Genomic DNA, 14,957 nt, shown 5'->3' with positions numbered 1-14,957 from the left:
CGGTGTGGTATGCGGCTGCCCGCCGCCCTAGGGGCGGGCCGTGGCCGGTCCTGCGGTCTTCGTCACACCAGGTGCCTCATCGGTGACTCTGGGCAGGTGGACGTCGATGCGGCACCCGCCCTCGGGCGGGGTCGGCGCGACGCGGATCGTGCCCCCGTGCAGCTGCACCGCCCACCGGGCGATGGCCAGGCCCAGACCCGTGCCGCCGTCGGTGCGCGCGCTGCCGCGCTGGAACCGCTCGAAGACGCGTTCGCGGTCGGCGTCGGCGATGCCCGGCCCCTGGTCCTGGACGGTGATGCGCACGACCTGGCCCACGGCCACCGCCGAGACGAACACCTTCCCGCCCGGCGGGGAGTGCCGGGAGGCGTTGTCCAGCAGGTTCGCCACGACCTGGTGCAGGCGCGCGGAGTCCACGAGCACGTCGAGGTCCGGCGGGTCGACGTCGAGCACGAACTCGACGTCGCGGCCCGTCATCTTCATGGCGCGGGTCGCCTGCGCCAGGAACGGCTCCAGCGCGAGGTACTCGCGGTCCAGCTCGACGGCCCCGGCGTCCAGCCGGGACAGGTCCAGCAGCTGCTCGACGAGCCGGCCGAGCCGCTCCGTCTGCGCGAGTGCGGTGTTGAGCGTCTCCTGGTCCGGCTCGGTCACGCCGTCGACGAGGTTCTCCATGACGGCGTGCAGCGCCGAGACGGGCGTGCGCAGCTCGTGGCTGACGTTGGCGACGAGTTCGCGGCGCTCGCGGTCGACGGCCTCGAGGTCCTCGGCCATGCGGTTGAAGGCGTCGGCCAGCTCGCCGACCTCGTCGTTGGACGTCGAGCGCACGCGCCGGGAGTAGTCGCCGGTCGCCATCGCCCGCGCGGCGGCCGTCATCTCGCGCAGCGGCGACGTCATGCCCCGCGCCAGCAGCTGCGTGAAGACGAGCGTCACGACGATCGACGCCGGCAGCGTGTAGCGGGGACCGATGTGGATCTCGGCCAGCCGCAGGCCGGCCCAGACCAACAGCGAGGCGAGCGTGACCGACGCCGCGACGAGCAGGCCGAGCTTGGTCTTGATCGAGTGGACCGGGTCCAGCGGCCGGACGTCCGGCCAGGGCCGGCGGGTGGCGGTCTTCGCCGCGCGCACGCGGGCGTCGTGGGCGGCCCCGCTGATGGGGATGGGGCCGGTCAGGCCCGTGCCCGCGGGGTCGGGGGAGGGGCCGCTCGTCACAGGGCCTCCTGGCCGCCGGAGGGCTCGAAGGCGTAGCCGACGCCGTGCACGGTGCGCACGAGGTCGGCACCGAGCTTGCGGCGCAGCGCCTTCACGTGGCTGTCGACGGTGCGGGTGCCGGAGGCGTCCACCCAGTCCCAGACCTCCTCCAGCAGCTTCTCGCGGGTCAGGACCGTGCGCGGGGACTCGGCCAGGCACACGAGCAGGTCGAACTCCGTCGGTGTCAGGTGCACCTCGTTCCCGGCGCGGCGGACGCGGCGCTGGGCGCGGTCGATCTCCAGCTCGCCGTCGGAGACCGCGAAGCGCATGGCCTCCGTCGTCGGCTCCGGCGCGCCCACGAGGGCCCGGGCGCGCTCGACGCGCCGCACCAGGCCGTTGACGCGGGCGACCAGCTCGCGCATCGAGAAGGGCTTGGTCATGTAGTCGTCGGCGCCGACGCCGAGGCCCACGAGCTTGTCGGTCTCGTCGTCGCGCGCGGTGAGCATGAGGACCGGCACCGGCCGCGACGCCTGCACCCGGCGGCAGACCTCCAGGCCGTCGAAGCCGGGGAGCATGACGTCGAGCACGACGACGTCGGGGGAGACCCGTTCGCACAGCTCCACGCCCGACGGCCCGTCCCCGGCCGTCTCCACGGTGTAGCCCTCCGCCCGCAGCCGGCGGGCGACGGCGTCGGCGATGGTGGGTTCGTCCTCGACGACGACGGCCGTGCGCGGCGGCTGGCCGTTCTGGTGCCCGCCACCCTGGGGCGCCGACGTGGTTCCGATGCTCATGACGGCCAGCGTAGGACGGTCCGGGCCCGCTGAACCCGGACAGCAGCCGGACGGCGGCTGTGTGCACGAGCCCTGCACACGCTCTCCCGATCGTGCCGCGCAACTACCCTGGTGCCGTGCACTTCCTCGACGGCCAGCAGCCCCGCCACGACCTCACCTACAACGACGTCTTCCTGGCGCCGTCGCGGTCGGCGGTGACCTCGCGGCTGGACGTCGACCTGTCGACCGACGACGGCACCGGGACCACGGTGCCGGTCGTCGTCGCCAACATGACGGCCGTCGCGGGCCGGCGCATGGCCGAGACCGTCGCCCGCCGCGGCGGCCTCGTCGTGCTCCCGCAGGACCTGCCGCTCGACGTCGTCGCCGAGGTCGTCGCCTGGGTCAAGGACCGCCACCCGGTCTTCGAGACGCCCGTCGTCCTGCGCGAGCACGACACGGTGGCCGACGCCCTCGCGCTGATCCCCAAGCGCTCGCACGGGGCGGCCGTCGTCCTGGACGAGCACCGGCACGTCCTCGGGGTCGTCACCCCGGCCGACTGCGCCGACGTCGACCGCTTCACGCAGGTCGGGACGGTCATGAGCCGCGAGCCCGTGACCGTCGACGCCTCGGTCCAGGACGACCTCGAGGCCGCGTTCGGCGTCCTGCACGCCACCCGTCGCCGGTTCGCGCCCGTCGTGCGCGACGACGGTGACGGGCCGGTCCTCGTCGGTGCCCTGACCCGGACCGGCGCGCTGCGCTCCACCGTCTACAAGCCTGCGCTCGACGCGCGGGGCAAGCTCCGCATCGCAGCCGCCGTCGGCATCAACGGCGACGTCGCGTCCACGGCGAAGGCGTTGCTGGACACGGGGATCGACGCGATCGTCGTCGACACCGCGCACGGGCACCAGGAGAAGATGCTCGAGGCGCTGCGCGCCGTGCGGGGCCTGGACCCGGCCGTTCCCGTCGTCGCGGGCAACGTCGTCACGGCGCAGGGCGTGCGGGACCTCATCGAGGCCGGGGCGGACATCGTCAAGGTCGGGGTCGGCCCCGGCGCCATGTGCACCACGCGGATGATGACCGGCGTGGGGCGCCCGCAGTTCTCCGCCGTCCTGGAGTGCGCCGCCGCCGCGCGCGAGCTCGGCGGCCACGTCTGGGCGGACGGCGGTGTGCGCCACCCCCGCGACGTCGCCCTCGCCCTGGCCGCCGGGGCGAGCCAGGTCATGGTCGGCTCGTGGTTCGCGGGCACCCACGAGAGCCCGGGCGACCTCGCCGTCGACGCGGGCGGGCGCGAGTACAAGGAGAGCTTCGGCATGGCCTCCGCGCGCGCCGTCGCGGCCCGCACCCGCGCCGACTCCCCGTTCCAGCGCGCCCGCAAGGGTCTGTTCGAGGAGGGCATCTCCTCCTCGCGCATGCACCTCGACCCTGCCCGGCCGGGCGTGGAGGACCTGCTCGACCAGATCACCTCCGGCGTCCGGTCGTCCTTCACCTACGTCGGCGCGCGCACGGTGCCCGAGTTCGCGCAGCGCGCCGTCGTCGGCCTGCAGTCCTCGGCCGGCTACGACGAGGGCCGCCCGCTCCCCACCGGGTGGTGACCGGTTGATCCTCGAGGGCGTGCGGCGGGCGGACGGTTCGCCCGTCGACGTCCTCACGTCCGGCGCCGGGCCGGGGCTGGTCCTCGTCCACGGCGCACGGCCCGCGGCCGACTACGGCAAGCTCGCCGACCGGCTCGCGGCCCGCTTCACCGTCCACCGGTACGACCGCGAGCAGACCGGCCGGGACGGGGCGCGCTACGCCGTGGCCGACGACGTGGCCCTGCTCGGCGCGGTCCTCACGCGCACCGGGGCCCGGCTCGTCCTGGGCCACGGGCTCGGCGGGCTCGTCGCACTGCTGGCCACGGCCGGGCTGCTCGACCGCTGCGTCGACCGCGTCGCCGTCTACGACGCCGTCCTGCCCATCGACGGGTCGGTGCCCGAGGAGGCGCTGGAGCAGGCCGCCCGGGCGCTCGCGACGAACGCCCCCGAGCTGGCGCTGGCCCACCTGGACCGGCACCTGCGGACGTCGTCGCTGCAGGCCGTGGCCCGCACCGAGCGCGTCCAGCGGCTCCTGGGCGGTGTGCTCGCGCGCACCGAGTGGGGACGCTCCACCGCGGCCCGCCTGCCGCAGGTGCTCGCCGAGACGCGCGCCGGTCTGCAGTTCGACGGACCCGCCGACGTCTACGCCGACCTCCCGGCGCGCGCCCTGCTGCTGACGGGGGAGAAGTCCCCGGCGTTCTTCGGCGCGGCCGCGCACGCCATGGCCGCGGCCGTCCCGACCGCGACGGCCCTCGTGGCCGGCGGCTGCGGGCACGACTCCCTGCTGCGGGCGGCGCGCCGCTGCGTCACCCCGCTCGAGACGTTCCTCGGCGGCGACACGCTCTTCTGAGGCGGGCCCGGCGGCCCCGTGCGGCCGTCAGCGGGAGGATCCCGCGAGCGTCCCCAGGAACCCCGTCACCGACAGGACGACCGCCCCGGCGAAGGTGCTGCTGTCCCAGTGCGCCCCGGACAGGTTGGTCAGGACCAGGGTCGCCCCGCGGAACGTCGCCCCGTGCAGGTCGGTGCCGCTGAGGTTCGCGAGGGTCAGGGACGTACCGTCCAGGACGGCACCCCGCAGGTCCGCACCCGAGAGGTTCGCGCCGGTGAGGTTGCTGCCCGTGAGGACCGCTCCCCGCAGGTCGCGGCCGCTGAGGTCCACGCCCGACAGGCTGCACCCGTCCAGTCGGGCCCCGGAGAGGTCCCGGGCCCCGGCACGGGCCCGCGCGCAGTCCGCGCCGGCGGTCTTCGTGGGGCTGGCGGTGGGACTGGTGGTGGGACTGGTGGTGGTCGGGCTCGTCGTGGGCGTGCGCGTCGGGCTCGCCGTCGGGGCGGTGCTGGTCGGGCTCGCGGTCGGGGTGCGGGTCGGGCCGGCTGTGGGCGTGCCGGTCGGGGTCGCGGTCGGCGTGCGCGTCGGGCTGCCGGTGGGGCTCGCGGTCGGCGTGCGGGTCGAGGTGGCCGTGGGCGTCGGGGAGCTCGTCGGCGTGGCCGTGGGCGAGGTGCTCGGGACGGACGTCGGCGTCCCCGTGGGAGCGGTTGTGGGGGCGGTTGTGGGGGCGCCGGTGGGGGCGGCGGTGGGAGCCGGGGTGGGACGGCCGGTCGGGACGGTGGGCGTCCCGGCCGGAGCCGCGCCACCACCGCCACCGCCCCCCGACGGGGTGCTCGACGAGCTGCCGGGAGTCCGCGCGGGCGTGCCGGAGGGGGTGCCCGACGGGGTGGGCGCGGGGGTGCCCGCGGACGTCGAGCCGCCGGACGGCACGGCCCCCGCGGAGGCGGCCGCGCCGCTCAGGGTCGTCAGCGGGCGGAAGGGGTCGGCACCGGCCCGGGGCGTCCACGTCGTGGCCGGGTCGACCGGCGCGCCGGCGGAGCCCGGGACGGCGGGCGTCGCGGCGAGCGGGCTCGACGGAGTGGGCGACGGGGTGGGCGACGGGGACGCGGGCGACGGGATGGCGGGGGAGGGGGCCGTCGACGCGCTCTCGACCGCGGCCTGCGCCACCTGGACGGGCAGCACGTCGGCGACGGCGCCGGCGGCCACGGCGCCGGTGCCGACCCCGAGGGAGGCCGTGAGCACGGCCCCGAGCAGGTGCCCGCCGGCCGTCTGCGCGGCCGCGGACAGGCCGGAGGCCGCCTGCGCCGGCGCCGAGCCCACCCCGGGCAGCGACGCGAGCAGCGTCGTCGGGCCGGCCACGAAGCGCAGCCGGCCGATCCCGACGCCGAGCAGCGCGCGGACGACGTCGGGGTCGAACTGCGCTCCGGCGCAACGGGTCAGCTCGGCGCGAGCCTGCTCGGCGGTCATCGGCTTCTTGTACGACCGCGCCGAGGTGATGACGTCGTAGGTGTCCGCGACGGCGATGACGCGCGCCGCGAGGGAGATCCCGGTGCCGGCCAGCCCCGTCGGGTAGCCCTGGCCGTCCCAGCGCTCGTGGTGCTGCACGACGCCGTCCAGCCAGTCGCCCAGCCAGTCGCGCAGCGGTTCCACGAGGTGCTCGCCGTGGGCGGGGTGCTGCTGCAGGCAGGCCCACTCCTCGTCGGTGGGGCGGCTGGCCTTGTTGATGATCTCGACGGGGACGTGCACCTTGCCGACGTCGTGCAGCAGCGCCACCCAGCTGAGCCGGTCGACGTCCGGCGACGACAGGCCCATCTCGCGGCCGATGAGGGCGGCGTAGGCCTGGACGCGCTCGGCGTGGGCGCGCGTGCGCGCGTCGTGGGTCGCCAGCGCCCCGACGAGGTGCAGCAGCCGGTCGCCCGCCCCGCCGCTCGCGGCGCGGGGGAGCGTCGAGGGGGACCACGTCCGGCGCGCCACGGCGAAGCGGCTCGGGACCTTGTCCGGGACGACGAGGCTGAGCCGCAGCAGGGCCGACAGCGGCACGAGGCGGCGCAGCCAGCGCGTCAGGCCGAACAGGACGGCGCTCGAGGCGGCGACGACGAGGACCAGCCACGCGAGACCGGGCAGCCCCACGCGGTCGGCCGGCAGCCACCGGGCAGCCGCGGCCCCCAGGGCGAGGGCGACGAGGACCGGACCGAACGTCGCCGTGAGGCGGACGAGGACGGCGAGCACCGGACGGGGACGCCAGCGGACGGCCGGCGCCTGTCGGCCGTAGCTCTGGGTGGGTCCTGCGGTCACGGTCCTGTCTCGGCGCCGCGAGCGGCCTCCTGAGCCGTTCCCGGGACGTTTCACCCGCCCGGGGGCGCGCGGGCCGGTGCCGCTGCGCCGACCGTGGACGCCGGGCCTGGGCGGGCCCGGTCCCGGAACGTGCCACTACCATCGGGAGCGCCATGAGCTCAGATGCACGGGTCGACTCCGACCCTCCTTCCAGCAGTCACCATCCGCGCCCGGCGGTCGCCGGGGAGCTCTCACCGGGGGACCCCGGGTGCTGACCGAGTGGCTCCTCCTGTTCGTCGGGATCGTCCTCACCCTCGGCACCGCCGTCTTCGTCGCGGCCGAGTTCGCGTTCGTCACCCTCGACCGGTTCACCGTCGAGAAGGCCGTCGAGGACGGTGACCGGCGCGCCGCCGGCGTCCTGCCCGCGTTGCGGACGCTGTCCACGCAGCTGTCGGGCGCCCAGGTCGGCATCACGCTCACGACGCTGCTCGTCGGCTACCTCACCGAACCGTCCCTGGCCTCCCTGCTGAACGGGCCCCTCACCGCCCTCGGTCTGGCCGAACGGCTCGCCGACACCGTCGCCGGGATCGTCAGCGTCGTCATCGCCGCCGCGTTCTCCATGGTGGTGGGCGAACTCATCCCCAAGAACCTCGCGCTGTCGGTGCCGCTGCGGACGGCGGGTGTCGTCGCGCCGCTGCAGCGCGGGTTCACGTGGTTCACGGGTCCGCTCATCCGCGTCCTGAACGGCAGCGCCAACTGGTTCCTGCGCACCATCGGCGTCGAACCGCAGGAGGAGCTGTCCGGGGCCCGCTCGGCCCGGGAGCTGGCGGCGCTGGTCCGCCGCTCGGCCGACATGGGGACCCTGGACGAGGGCACCGCGAACCTCATCAGCCGCTCGCTGCTGTTCGGCGACCAGACCGCCGCCGACGTCATGACCCCCCGGGTGCGGATGGAGGTCGTGCGGCTGGAGGACTCCGCGGCCGACGTCGTCGCCCGCGCCCGCGCGACGGGACACTCCCGGTTCCCCGTCACGGGCGACGACGACGACGACGTGCGCGGCGTCGTCCACCTCAAGGCGGCCGTGGCCGTCCCGCCGTCCCGCCGGCACGACGTGCCCGCGGCGGCGCTCATGACCGACGCCCGGCGCGTGCCGGACTCCCTCACGCTCGAACCGCTGCTGCTGCAGCTGCGGCAGAAGGGGTTGCAGCTCGCCGTGGTGGTGGACGAGTACGGCGGCACGGCCGGTGTCGTGACGCTGGAGGACCTGGTGGAGGAGATCGTCGGCGACGTCTCCGACGAGCACGACCGCGACCGCGGGGGGCTGCGCCAGCACCGCGACGCGTCGTGGACGGTGCCCGGCCTCGCCCGGCCCGACGAGGTCCGCGACGCCACCGACGTCGAGGTGCCGGACGACCCGGCCTACGAGACGGTCGGCGGGTTCGTCATGGCCCGGCTCGGCCGCATCCCCGTCGTCGGGGACGAGGTCGAGGTCGACGGGTCGGTCCTGCGCGTGGCGCGCATGGAGGGCCGGCGCGTGGAGCGGCTGCGGTTGCGGCCCCGCCCCGTCCCGGGTCCCGAGGCGGGTGCCGCGGTGGACGCCGAGCCGGCCGCGGCGGAGGGGGGTTCCCGGTGAGCAACCAGGCATCCCTCGTCGTGGCCGCCCTGCTGATCCTGGGCAACGCGTTCTTCGTCGGCGCCGAGTTCGCGGTGCTGTCCGCGCGGCGCAGCCAGATCGAGCCGCTCGCCGAGACCAGCGCCCGCGCCCGGTCGGCCCTCCTGGCGATGGAGCACGTGTCCCTCATGCTGGCGGCGTGCCAGCTCGGGGTCACGCTGTGCTCCCTGGGCCTGGGGGCCGTGGCCGAACCGGCCATCGCGCACCTGCTCGAACCGCTCTTCCACGCCGTGCACCTGCCCGAGGTGCTCGTGCACCCCGTCTCCCTCGTCATCGCGCTGTCGATCGTGACGTACCTGCACGTCGTGGTCGGGGAGATGATCCCCAAGAACCTCTCGATCGCCGGCCCGGACCGCGCGGTCCTCGTCCTGGCCCCGCCCCTGGTGGCGATCGGCCGGGTCATCGGCCCGCTCATCCGGGCGCTGAACGCGCTGACGAACGCCGCGCTGCGGCTCATGGGCGTCGAGCCCAAGGACGAGGTGTCCAGCGCGTTCACCGTCGAGGAGGTGCAGTCGATCGTCGCGGAGTCCCGCCGGGAGGGGACGCTGGACGACTCCGGGGGCCTGGTCACCGGTGCGCTGGAGTTCTCCGACCGCACGGTCGGCGACATCGCCGTCCCGCTGGCGGACCTGCGGACGCTGCCCGTCGGGTCCTCACCCGCCGACGTGGAGGCCCTGGTGGCCCGCACGGGGTTCAGCCGGTTCCCGCTCGTGGACCCGGCCGGTGACCTGCACGGGTACCTGCACCTCAAGGACATCCTCTACGCCGACCCCGGTGAGCACCCCGACCGCTACGCCGAGCCCGTGCCCGAGAAGCGCATCCGCGCGCTCGGCACCCTCGGCGCGGGGGAGGAGGTCGAGGACGCCCTCGCCGCGATGCGCCGCACCGGGGCGCACCTGGCGCGCGTCGTGGACGCCGACGGTGCGGTGACCGGCGTCGTCTTCCTCGAGGACGTGCTGGAGGAGCTCGTCGGCGAGGTCAGCGACGCCATGCAGCGCGCCCGCTCCTGAGCCAGGAGCGGGCGCGGGCGGCTCAGCGGCGCGCGAGCCGCCGTCCGCTCGGAGTGTCGGCGGGGGCGTAGTCCATGGCGTAGTGGGCGTAGATGCGCGGTTCGTCGTCCGGGCCGAGCTCCTCGTCGGTGCCGAACGTGGGGGCGGCCTTGACGGTCTCCTTGGGGAAGGCGACCCGGATGTCGTGGCGGCCGACGGCGGCGCCGTCCAGCGGGACGAGGACGACCTTCTTGAACCCCACGAGCCCCGTCTCGACGGCGGCGAACAGCCACTCGTCGGTGGCGGCCTCCACGTACACGGACGCGAGGGTCCCGACCTTGGCGTCGCTCACGTCGAGGACGGGCGCGCCCTTCCACTGGTTCAGGTCCTGCACGAGGATCGTCATGGCCCACACTCTGGCGGGGCCGGCCCGTCGGCGCGACCTCGCCCCCCGCGGAGCCCGGACCAGGGCCTTCACAGGACCCGACCGGGGCGTTGCCCGGACCGCCGCGGGACGCCTGCGACCATGGGTGGCGGCATGAGCGAGCAGACACCCCCCACGCGGACGACCCTGACCATCAACTGGCTGCAGATCGCGGGCGGAGCCGGCGCGGCCGTGACCTCCGCCGTCCTGCTGGCCGGACTGAAGTCCCTCGGCACCTACGGCACCCTCGTCGGCGCGGCGCTCGGCAGCGTCATCGCCTCGACGGCCGCGGCCATCTACGGGCACTACCTCGGCGCGAGCCGCGACCGTGTCCTGGAAGCCGCCCGCAAGGCGCGCGAACGGCGCACCGGGCCCGTCCCGCCGGCGCAGGACGAGCACCCCGACCGCGCGGACCCGCCGGTCGAGGAGGGCCGGCCCGCGCCCGTCCCGGGGTCCCCGACGCCGGAACCGCCGCGGCGCAAGGGGTTCCGCGCGCGCAACGCCGTCCTGCTGGGCGTCCTGGCGTTCGTCCTGAGCGTCGGCGGGATCTTCGTCTACGAGTCCGTCAGCGGCCAGAGCGTCGCGGCCGAGCGGCAGGGGACCACGTCGCCCGTCAGCCAGGGCATCGTCGGGAACTCCCTGACCCAGGCTCCGTCCACCCCCACCCCGACGGACACCCCGTCGGCGACCCCGACGGACACCGCGACCGCCACGGACACCGCGACGGCCACGAGCACGGACACGGCGACGGCCGAGTCGACGGACGAGCCCACCTCGTCCGCCACCGCGACCGCGACGGCGACGGCGACGGACGACCCGACCTCGACGAGCTCGCCCACGGACACCCCGACGTCGGGCAGCCGGTCGACGTCGGAGCCGACAGCCACCTCGACAGGACGGTCCGCCGTGCAGCAGGACGCGAGCGCCCCGGCGTCGGCGCTCCCGACGGCCCGGTCGACCGCCGACGCCACCGCGACCCCCTGAGCCCGACGCTCCCGCTGGCCCCGACGGGGTCAGCGGGAGCGCGTGGTCTCGCTGCGGCGCAACTCCTTCGGCACCAGCTCGAGCATCTCCTCGGGCAGCAGCGGCAGGTCGAGGAGGCTGAGCTTCACGCGCGCCCGCCGGCCGTGACCGGCGGCGTCGAGGCGGATGACGTGCCCGGCGTCGCGCTCGGCGCGCACCTCGATGACCGACCCCGGCGGCAGTTCGCCGGCGGCGATCCCGTCGACCTCGACCACGGGCGGTCCGGACCCCTCCAGCAGCTCCAGGCGGACGGTCTCGTCGACGCCGAGGACGATGGGCCGGCCGATGCCGGACATCGGCGCCACGGGGGTGACGAGGAGGGCGTCGGCGGCGGGAGAGACGACCGGCCCGCCCGCCGCGTAGCTGTAGGCCGTCGACCCCGTCGGGGTGGCCAGCACGACGGCGTCGCAGCGCAGGTAGCCGATGCGCTGGTCGGCCACCGACAGCGCGGCCGTCACGATCCCCTTGCCCGGCGTGCGGGCCAGCGCGATGTCGTTGAACGCCACGGCCTCGCGCCGCTCGTCGCCGGTGTGCAGCTCGGTGCGCAGCGACAGGTGCGGTTCGACGGTGAAGTCCCCGGCGGCGATGCGCTCCAGGGCGCCGGGCAGCTCGCTCGGCTCGAGCTCGACGAGGAACCCCAGGTGACCCAGGTTCACGCCCAGCACGGGCACCTTGCTCCCCGCGACGAGGCGCAGGGCGCCGAGCATCGTGCCGTCCCCGCCCAGGCTCACGACGGCGTCGACGGTGGCGGCGAACTCCTCGACCCCGACCCGCGTCACGGAGTCCGGCAACCGGGTCGCGTCCGTGCGGAGCCCGACGACCTCCTTGCCGTGCTCGAGCGCCCAGCGTTCGACGACGCGGGCCTGCTCGACGGTGTCGCGCACGGGGTGCACGACGAGTCCGAGGCGGCCGACGTGTCCGGGGTGCACCTGCAACACGCTAAGGGGCTCGCGCCCGGGCACGGGACCGGGGGGTCGGGAGGTCAGGCCGGTTCCCGGGTGCCGACGCCGTGCTGTTGGTGCGGCTGGTGGTGCGGCTGGTGGTGCGGCTGGGCGTCCCGGCCGAGACGGCTCGTGCGGGCGCGGGGCACGACGAGCGGCGTCCCCGTCTCCGGGTCCGGCACGACGACGCAGGGCAGGCCGAACACCATTTCCACGAGCTCGGCCGTCACGACCTGCGACGGGTCGCCCTGGGCCATCACCGCGCCGTCCTTCATCGCGACGAGGTGCGTGGCGTAGCGCGCGGCGTGGTTGAGGTCGTGCAGGACCGCGACCATCGTCCGGTCCTGCTCCTCGTGCAGCTGCGCGCAGAGGTTGAGCACCTCGATCTGGTGCGCGATGTCCAGGTACGTCGTCGGCTCGTCGAGCAGCAGGATGGGCGTCTCCTGCGCCAGGGCCATCGCGATCCACACGCGCTGGCGCTGCCCGCCGGACAGTTCGTCCACGGTCCGGTCGGCCAGGTCGCTCACCCGCGTCCACGCCATCGCGGCGTCGACGGCGCGTTCGTCGTCGCGCGACCACTGGCGCAGCAGCTTCTGGTGCGGGAACCGACCGCGGGCCACGAGGTCGGCCACCGTGATGCCGTCGGGGGCCGTCGCGGTCTGCGGCAGCAGGCCCAGCCGGCGGGCGACCTCCTTGCCGGGCAGGGAGTGGATCTCCTCGCCGTCGAGGTACACCGCCCCCTGCTTCGGCTTCAGCATCCGCGCCAGCGCCCGCAGCAGCGTCGACTTCCCGCACGCGTTGGGGCCGATGACGACGGTGAAGGAGCCGTCGGGGATCTCCACGCCGAGGTCGCGGGCGATGGTGCGGTCGTCGTAGGCCAGGGTGAGGTCGACGCCGCGCAGCCGGGTGTCCACGTGTTTCTCCGATCGTTGGGTCACGACGTTCAGCCGCGTCCGCGGCGCCACTGCGAGACCAGCAGCCAGGCGAGGTAGAGGCCGCCCACGGCGCCGGTGACGACGCCGACGGGCAGCTGGGTGGGGGCGAAGACGCGCTGGGCGGCCAGGTCGCTGACGAGCAGCATGAGCGCACCGGTGAGGCCGGCGGTGACGAGGCCGGCCCCGACCGCGCCGGTCAGTCGCCGGGCGACCTGCGGGGCGGCGAGCGCGACGAAGGCGATGGGCCCGGCGGCCATGGCGGCCAGGGCCGTCAGCGCGGTGGCCAGGACGAGGACGAGCGCGCGGGTGCGGCCCACGTCGACGCCGAGGGCCCGGGCCGCGTCGTCGCCGAGGTCGAGCAGCGTCAGGGACCGGCCGGCCACGAGGAGCACGGGCAGCAGGACGGCGAGGCCGATCCCCAGCGGGGTCGCCTGCTCCCAGCCCCGGCCGTTGAGGGACCCGGTGATCCACAGCTGGGCGGCCTGCGCGTCCTCGACGCGCGACCGCGTGAGCAGGTAGCTGTTGGCCGCCTGCAGCACGGCCGAGGCGCCGATGCCGACGAGGATCAGCCGGTACCCCTGCACGCCGCCGCGGCTGGACAGCAGGTAGACGAGGGCAGCGGTGACCCCGCCGCCGACCAGCGCGCCGAAGGACACGGCCCAGCCGCCGAGCTGCAGGACGAGCAGGACGACGAGGGCGCCGGTCACGGCCCCGGAGGTGAACCCGATGACGTCGGGCGACCCCAGCGGGTTGCGCGTCACGAGCTGGAAGACGGCCCCTGCGACGCCGAGCGCGGCCCCGACGAGCAGACCCGTCACGACGCGTGGCAGCCGCAGACCCAGGACGATGAACTCGTCCGCGCGGTCACCACGGCCGACGAGCGTGCGCAGCACGTCCGGCACGGAGATCGGGTAGTCCCCCGTGGTGAGGCTGACCGACACGACCGTCGCCAGCAGCACCAGGAGTGCGACGCAGACCGCCACCGTGCGGCCCTCGACCCGCACGGACAGCACGCGCCCGGCCCGGACGGTGCGCCCGGCGCGGGCGCCGTCGGCGACGCGCGGGCGGGGGACGGCCCCGGCGGAGCTCGCGGCGCTCACAGCTGGGCCAGCCGGCGACGGCGGACGAGGGCGATGAGGACCGGCGCCCCCAGGACCGCGGTGACGATGCTGACCTCCAGCTCACCGGGACGGACGACGACCCGCCCCAGGACGTCCCCGACCAGCAGGAGGGCGGGGGAGACGAGGCAGGACAGGGGCAGGACCCAGCGCTGGTCCGGGCCGGTGAGCGCGCGGACCAGGTGCGGCACGGCCAGCCCGACGAACGCGATGGGGCCGGCGGCCGCCGTCGCAGCGCCGCACAGCAGCGTGACCGCGACGGCCGTCAGGACGCGGGTGCGGCCCACGTGCGCGCCCAGGGCCCGGCCGGAGTCCTCGCCGAGCGCGAGGGCGTTGAGGGCACGGGCCTGGCTGAGGGCCAGGGCGGTCCCGACGACGAAGAAGGGCAGGAGCTGGGCGACGACGGTGAGGTCGTGCCCGGCGAGCGTGCCGACCTGCCAGAAGCGGAAGCGGTCGAAGGTCCGCGTGTCCAGCAGGACCATCCCGCTGACGTAGGCGTACAGCGCCGCCGAGATCGCCGTGCCCGCGAGCGCCAGTCGCACCGGGGTGGCGCCGCCGCGTCCGGTCGCCCCCAGCAGGTAGACGAGGACCGAGACGACGGCCGCGCCCGCCACGGCCGCCCAGACGAGCTGCAGCCGCGAGGTCAGGCCCAGGACGCCGACCGCGGTGACCATCGCGGCGGCGGCACCGGCGTTGACGCCGAGGAGGCCGGGATCGGCGAGGGGGTTGCGGGTCAGGGCCTGCATGAGCGCGCCCGACAGCCCCAGCGCGACGCCGACCGCGATGCCGACCAGGGTCCGGGGCACCCGCAGCTCGCGGACCACGAGGACGTCCTGGGCGTTCCCGCCGGCGCCGCGCAGGGCGTCGACGACGGTGCCCAGCGGGATCTCGCGGGACCCGACGGCGAGGCTGGCCGTGACGGCGACGAGCAGGAGGACGAGCGCGACGAGCAGGGCCGTGGGGCGGTGCACGCGCCGACGGCGGGTCGGCGGCGGGCTCGCGTCGGGACCCTGGGCGGGGCCGGGCGCGGGACCGGCCGGCCGCGGTGGCGTCGAGGTGGGCACGAGAGGTGAGGTTAGCCTCTCCACTCCCAGGAGCGCACCGCCGGTGACTGAGGTCTCGGGCGTGAGCGCCGATGGAGGGGTGGCGCTCACCTCGCCGTCGGCCCACTAGGGTGGTTGCCGGCGGTCACCTGAGGTGACCGCGGTCGAGTGTTCAGTCCGGGTGCG

13 protein-coding genes are annotated in these 14,957 nt (G+C 75.7%); 5 read left to right on the top strand and 8 right to left on the bottom strand.

The features are described from left to right. Window positions 1-27 precede the first annotated feature (27 nt). Window positions 28-1,206 (bottom strand): sensor histidine kinase, encoded by a 1,179-nt coding sequence (locus tag ACFEMC_RS13565; protein ID WP_380170124.1) that lies wholly within the window; start codon window positions 1,204-1,206, stop codon window positions 28-30. Then, window positions 1,203-1,976 (bottom strand): response regulator transcription factor, encoded by a 774-nt coding sequence (locus ACFEMC_RS13560; RefSeq protein WP_380170123.1) that lies wholly within the window; start codon window positions 1,974-1,976, stop codon window positions 1,203-1,205. The genes ACFEMC_RS13565 and ACFEMC_RS13560 overlap by 4 nt, the downstream gene beginning before the upstream one ends. A gap of 116 nt (window positions 1,977-2,092) precedes the next feature. On the opposite strand from ACFEMC_RS13560, the gene ACFEMC_RS13555 reads away from it, so the two are divergent. Together ACFEMC_RS13555 and ACFEMC_RS13550 are read left to right on the top strand one after the other, a co-directional pair. Continuing rightward, complete coding sequence (locus tag ACFEMC_RS13555; protein ID WP_380170122.1) at window positions 2,093-3,547, top strand: GuaB1 family IMP dehydrogenase-related protein; 1,455 nt, start codon at window positions 2,093-2,095, stop codon at window positions 3,545-3,547. A 4-nt stretch (window positions 3,548-3,551) separates the two neighbouring features. Continuing rightward, window positions 3,552-4,376 (top strand): alpha/beta fold hydrolase, encoded by an 825-nt coding sequence (locus tag ACFEMC_RS13550; RefSeq protein WP_380170121.1) that lies wholly within the window; start codon window positions 3,552-3,554, stop codon window positions 4,374-4,376. Window positions 4,377-4,403: 27 nt separating this feature from the next. On the opposite strand, the gene ACFEMC_RS13545 is transcribed toward ACFEMC_RS13550, so the two are convergent. After that, window positions 4,404-6,647, bottom strand: a complete 2,244-nt coding sequence (locus tag ACFEMC_RS13545; RefSeq protein WP_380170120.1) for an HD domain-containing phosphohydrolase — start codon at window positions 6,645-6,647, stop codon at window positions 4,404-4,406. 247 nt (window positions 6,648-6,894) lie between these two features. On the opposite strand from ACFEMC_RS13545, the gene ACFEMC_RS13540 reads away from it, so the two are divergent. Next, window positions 6,895-8,259, top strand: coding sequence for a hemolysin family protein (locus tag ACFEMC_RS13540; RefSeq protein ID WP_380170119.1), 1,365 nt, complete (start codon window positions 6,895-6,897; stop codon window positions 8,257-8,259). Then, window positions 8,256-9,308 (top strand): hemolysin family protein, encoded by a 1,053-nt coding sequence (locus ACFEMC_RS13535; RefSeq protein WP_380170118.1) that lies wholly within the window; start codon window positions 8,256-8,258, stop codon window positions 9,306-9,308. The genes ACFEMC_RS13540 and ACFEMC_RS13535 overlap by 4 nt, the downstream gene beginning before the upstream one ends. 22 nt (window positions 9,309-9,330) lie before the next feature. Here the strand turns inward: ACFEMC_RS13535 and ACFEMC_RS13530 are convergent, their stop codons facing one another. Further along, window positions 9,331-9,693 carry a PRC-barrel domain-containing protein gene (locus ACFEMC_RS13530; RefSeq protein WP_367639485.1) on the bottom strand — a complete coding sequence of 121 codons (363 nt, stop codon included), beginning with the start codon at window positions 9,691-9,693 and terminating at the stop codon, window positions 9,331-9,333. Between the two features lie 132 nt (window positions 9,694-9,825). On the opposite strand from ACFEMC_RS13530, the gene ACFEMC_RS13525 reads away from it, so the two are divergent. Next, window positions 9,826-10,695, top strand: coding sequence for a hypothetical protein (locus ACFEMC_RS13525; RefSeq protein ID WP_380170117.1), 870 nt, complete (start codon window positions 9,826-9,828; stop codon window positions 10,693-10,695). Between the two features lie 29 nt (window positions 10,696-10,724). Here ACFEMC_RS13525 and ACFEMC_RS13520 read toward each other — a convergent pair whose 3' ends face one another. The 4 genes from ACFEMC_RS13520 to ACFEMC_RS13505 are packed head-to-tail and all read right to left on the bottom strand — an operon-like array spanning window position 10,725 to window position 14,792. Continuing rightward, window positions 10,725-11,663 (bottom strand): NAD(+)/NADH kinase, encoded by a 939-nt coding sequence (locus tag ACFEMC_RS13520; RefSeq protein WP_380170116.1) that lies wholly within the window; start codon window positions 11,661-11,663, stop codon window positions 10,725-10,727. Between the two features lie 53 nt (window positions 11,664-11,716). Then, window positions 11,717-12,589: an ABC transporter ATP-binding protein gene (locus tag ACFEMC_RS13515; protein WP_380170115.1), complete on the bottom strand. Its 873-nt coding sequence runs from the start codon at window positions 12,587-12,589 to the stop codon at window positions 11,717-11,719. Between the two features lie 29 nt (window positions 12,590-12,618). Beyond that, the gene (locus ACFEMC_RS13510; protein WP_380170114.1) at window positions 12,619-13,710 is read right to left on the bottom strand and encodes a FecCD family ABC transporter permease; all 1,092 of its coding nucleotides are present in this window, start codon (window positions 13,708-13,710) and stop codon (window positions 12,619-12,621) included. Further along, window positions 13,707-14,792, bottom strand: coding sequence for a FecCD family ABC transporter permease (locus tag ACFEMC_RS13505; RefSeq protein ID WP_380170113.1), 1,086 nt, complete (start codon window positions 14,790-14,792; stop codon window positions 13,707-13,709). The genes ACFEMC_RS13510 and ACFEMC_RS13505 overlap by 4 nt, the downstream gene beginning before the upstream one ends. Window positions 14,793-14,957 lie beyond the last annotated feature (165 nt).

This window comes from Kineococcus sp. DHX-1 (assembly GCF_042473625.1).
Taxonomy (GTDB): Bacteria; Actinomycetota; Actinomycetes; order Actinomycetales; family Kineococcaceae; genus Kineococcus.
The sequence above is the reverse complement of the archived record's forward strand: the minus strand, read 5'-3'. Positions and strand labels throughout refer to the sequence as shown.

Excerpts from the sequence above, each read along its gene's own strand:
- ACFEMC_RS13560 (WP_380170123.1), bottom strand. The coding sequence starts at position 1,976 with ATGAGCATCGGAACCACGTCGGCGCCCCAGGGTGGCGGGCACCAGAAC.
- ACFEMC_RS13525 (WP_380170117.1), top strand. The coding sequence starts at position 9,826 with ATGAGCGAGCAGACACCCCCCACGCGGACGACCCTGACCATCAACTGG.
- ACFEMC_RS13530 (WP_367639485.1), bottom strand. The coding sequence starts at position 9,693 with ATGACGATCCTCGTGCAGGACCTGAACCAGTGGAAGGGCGCGCCCGTC.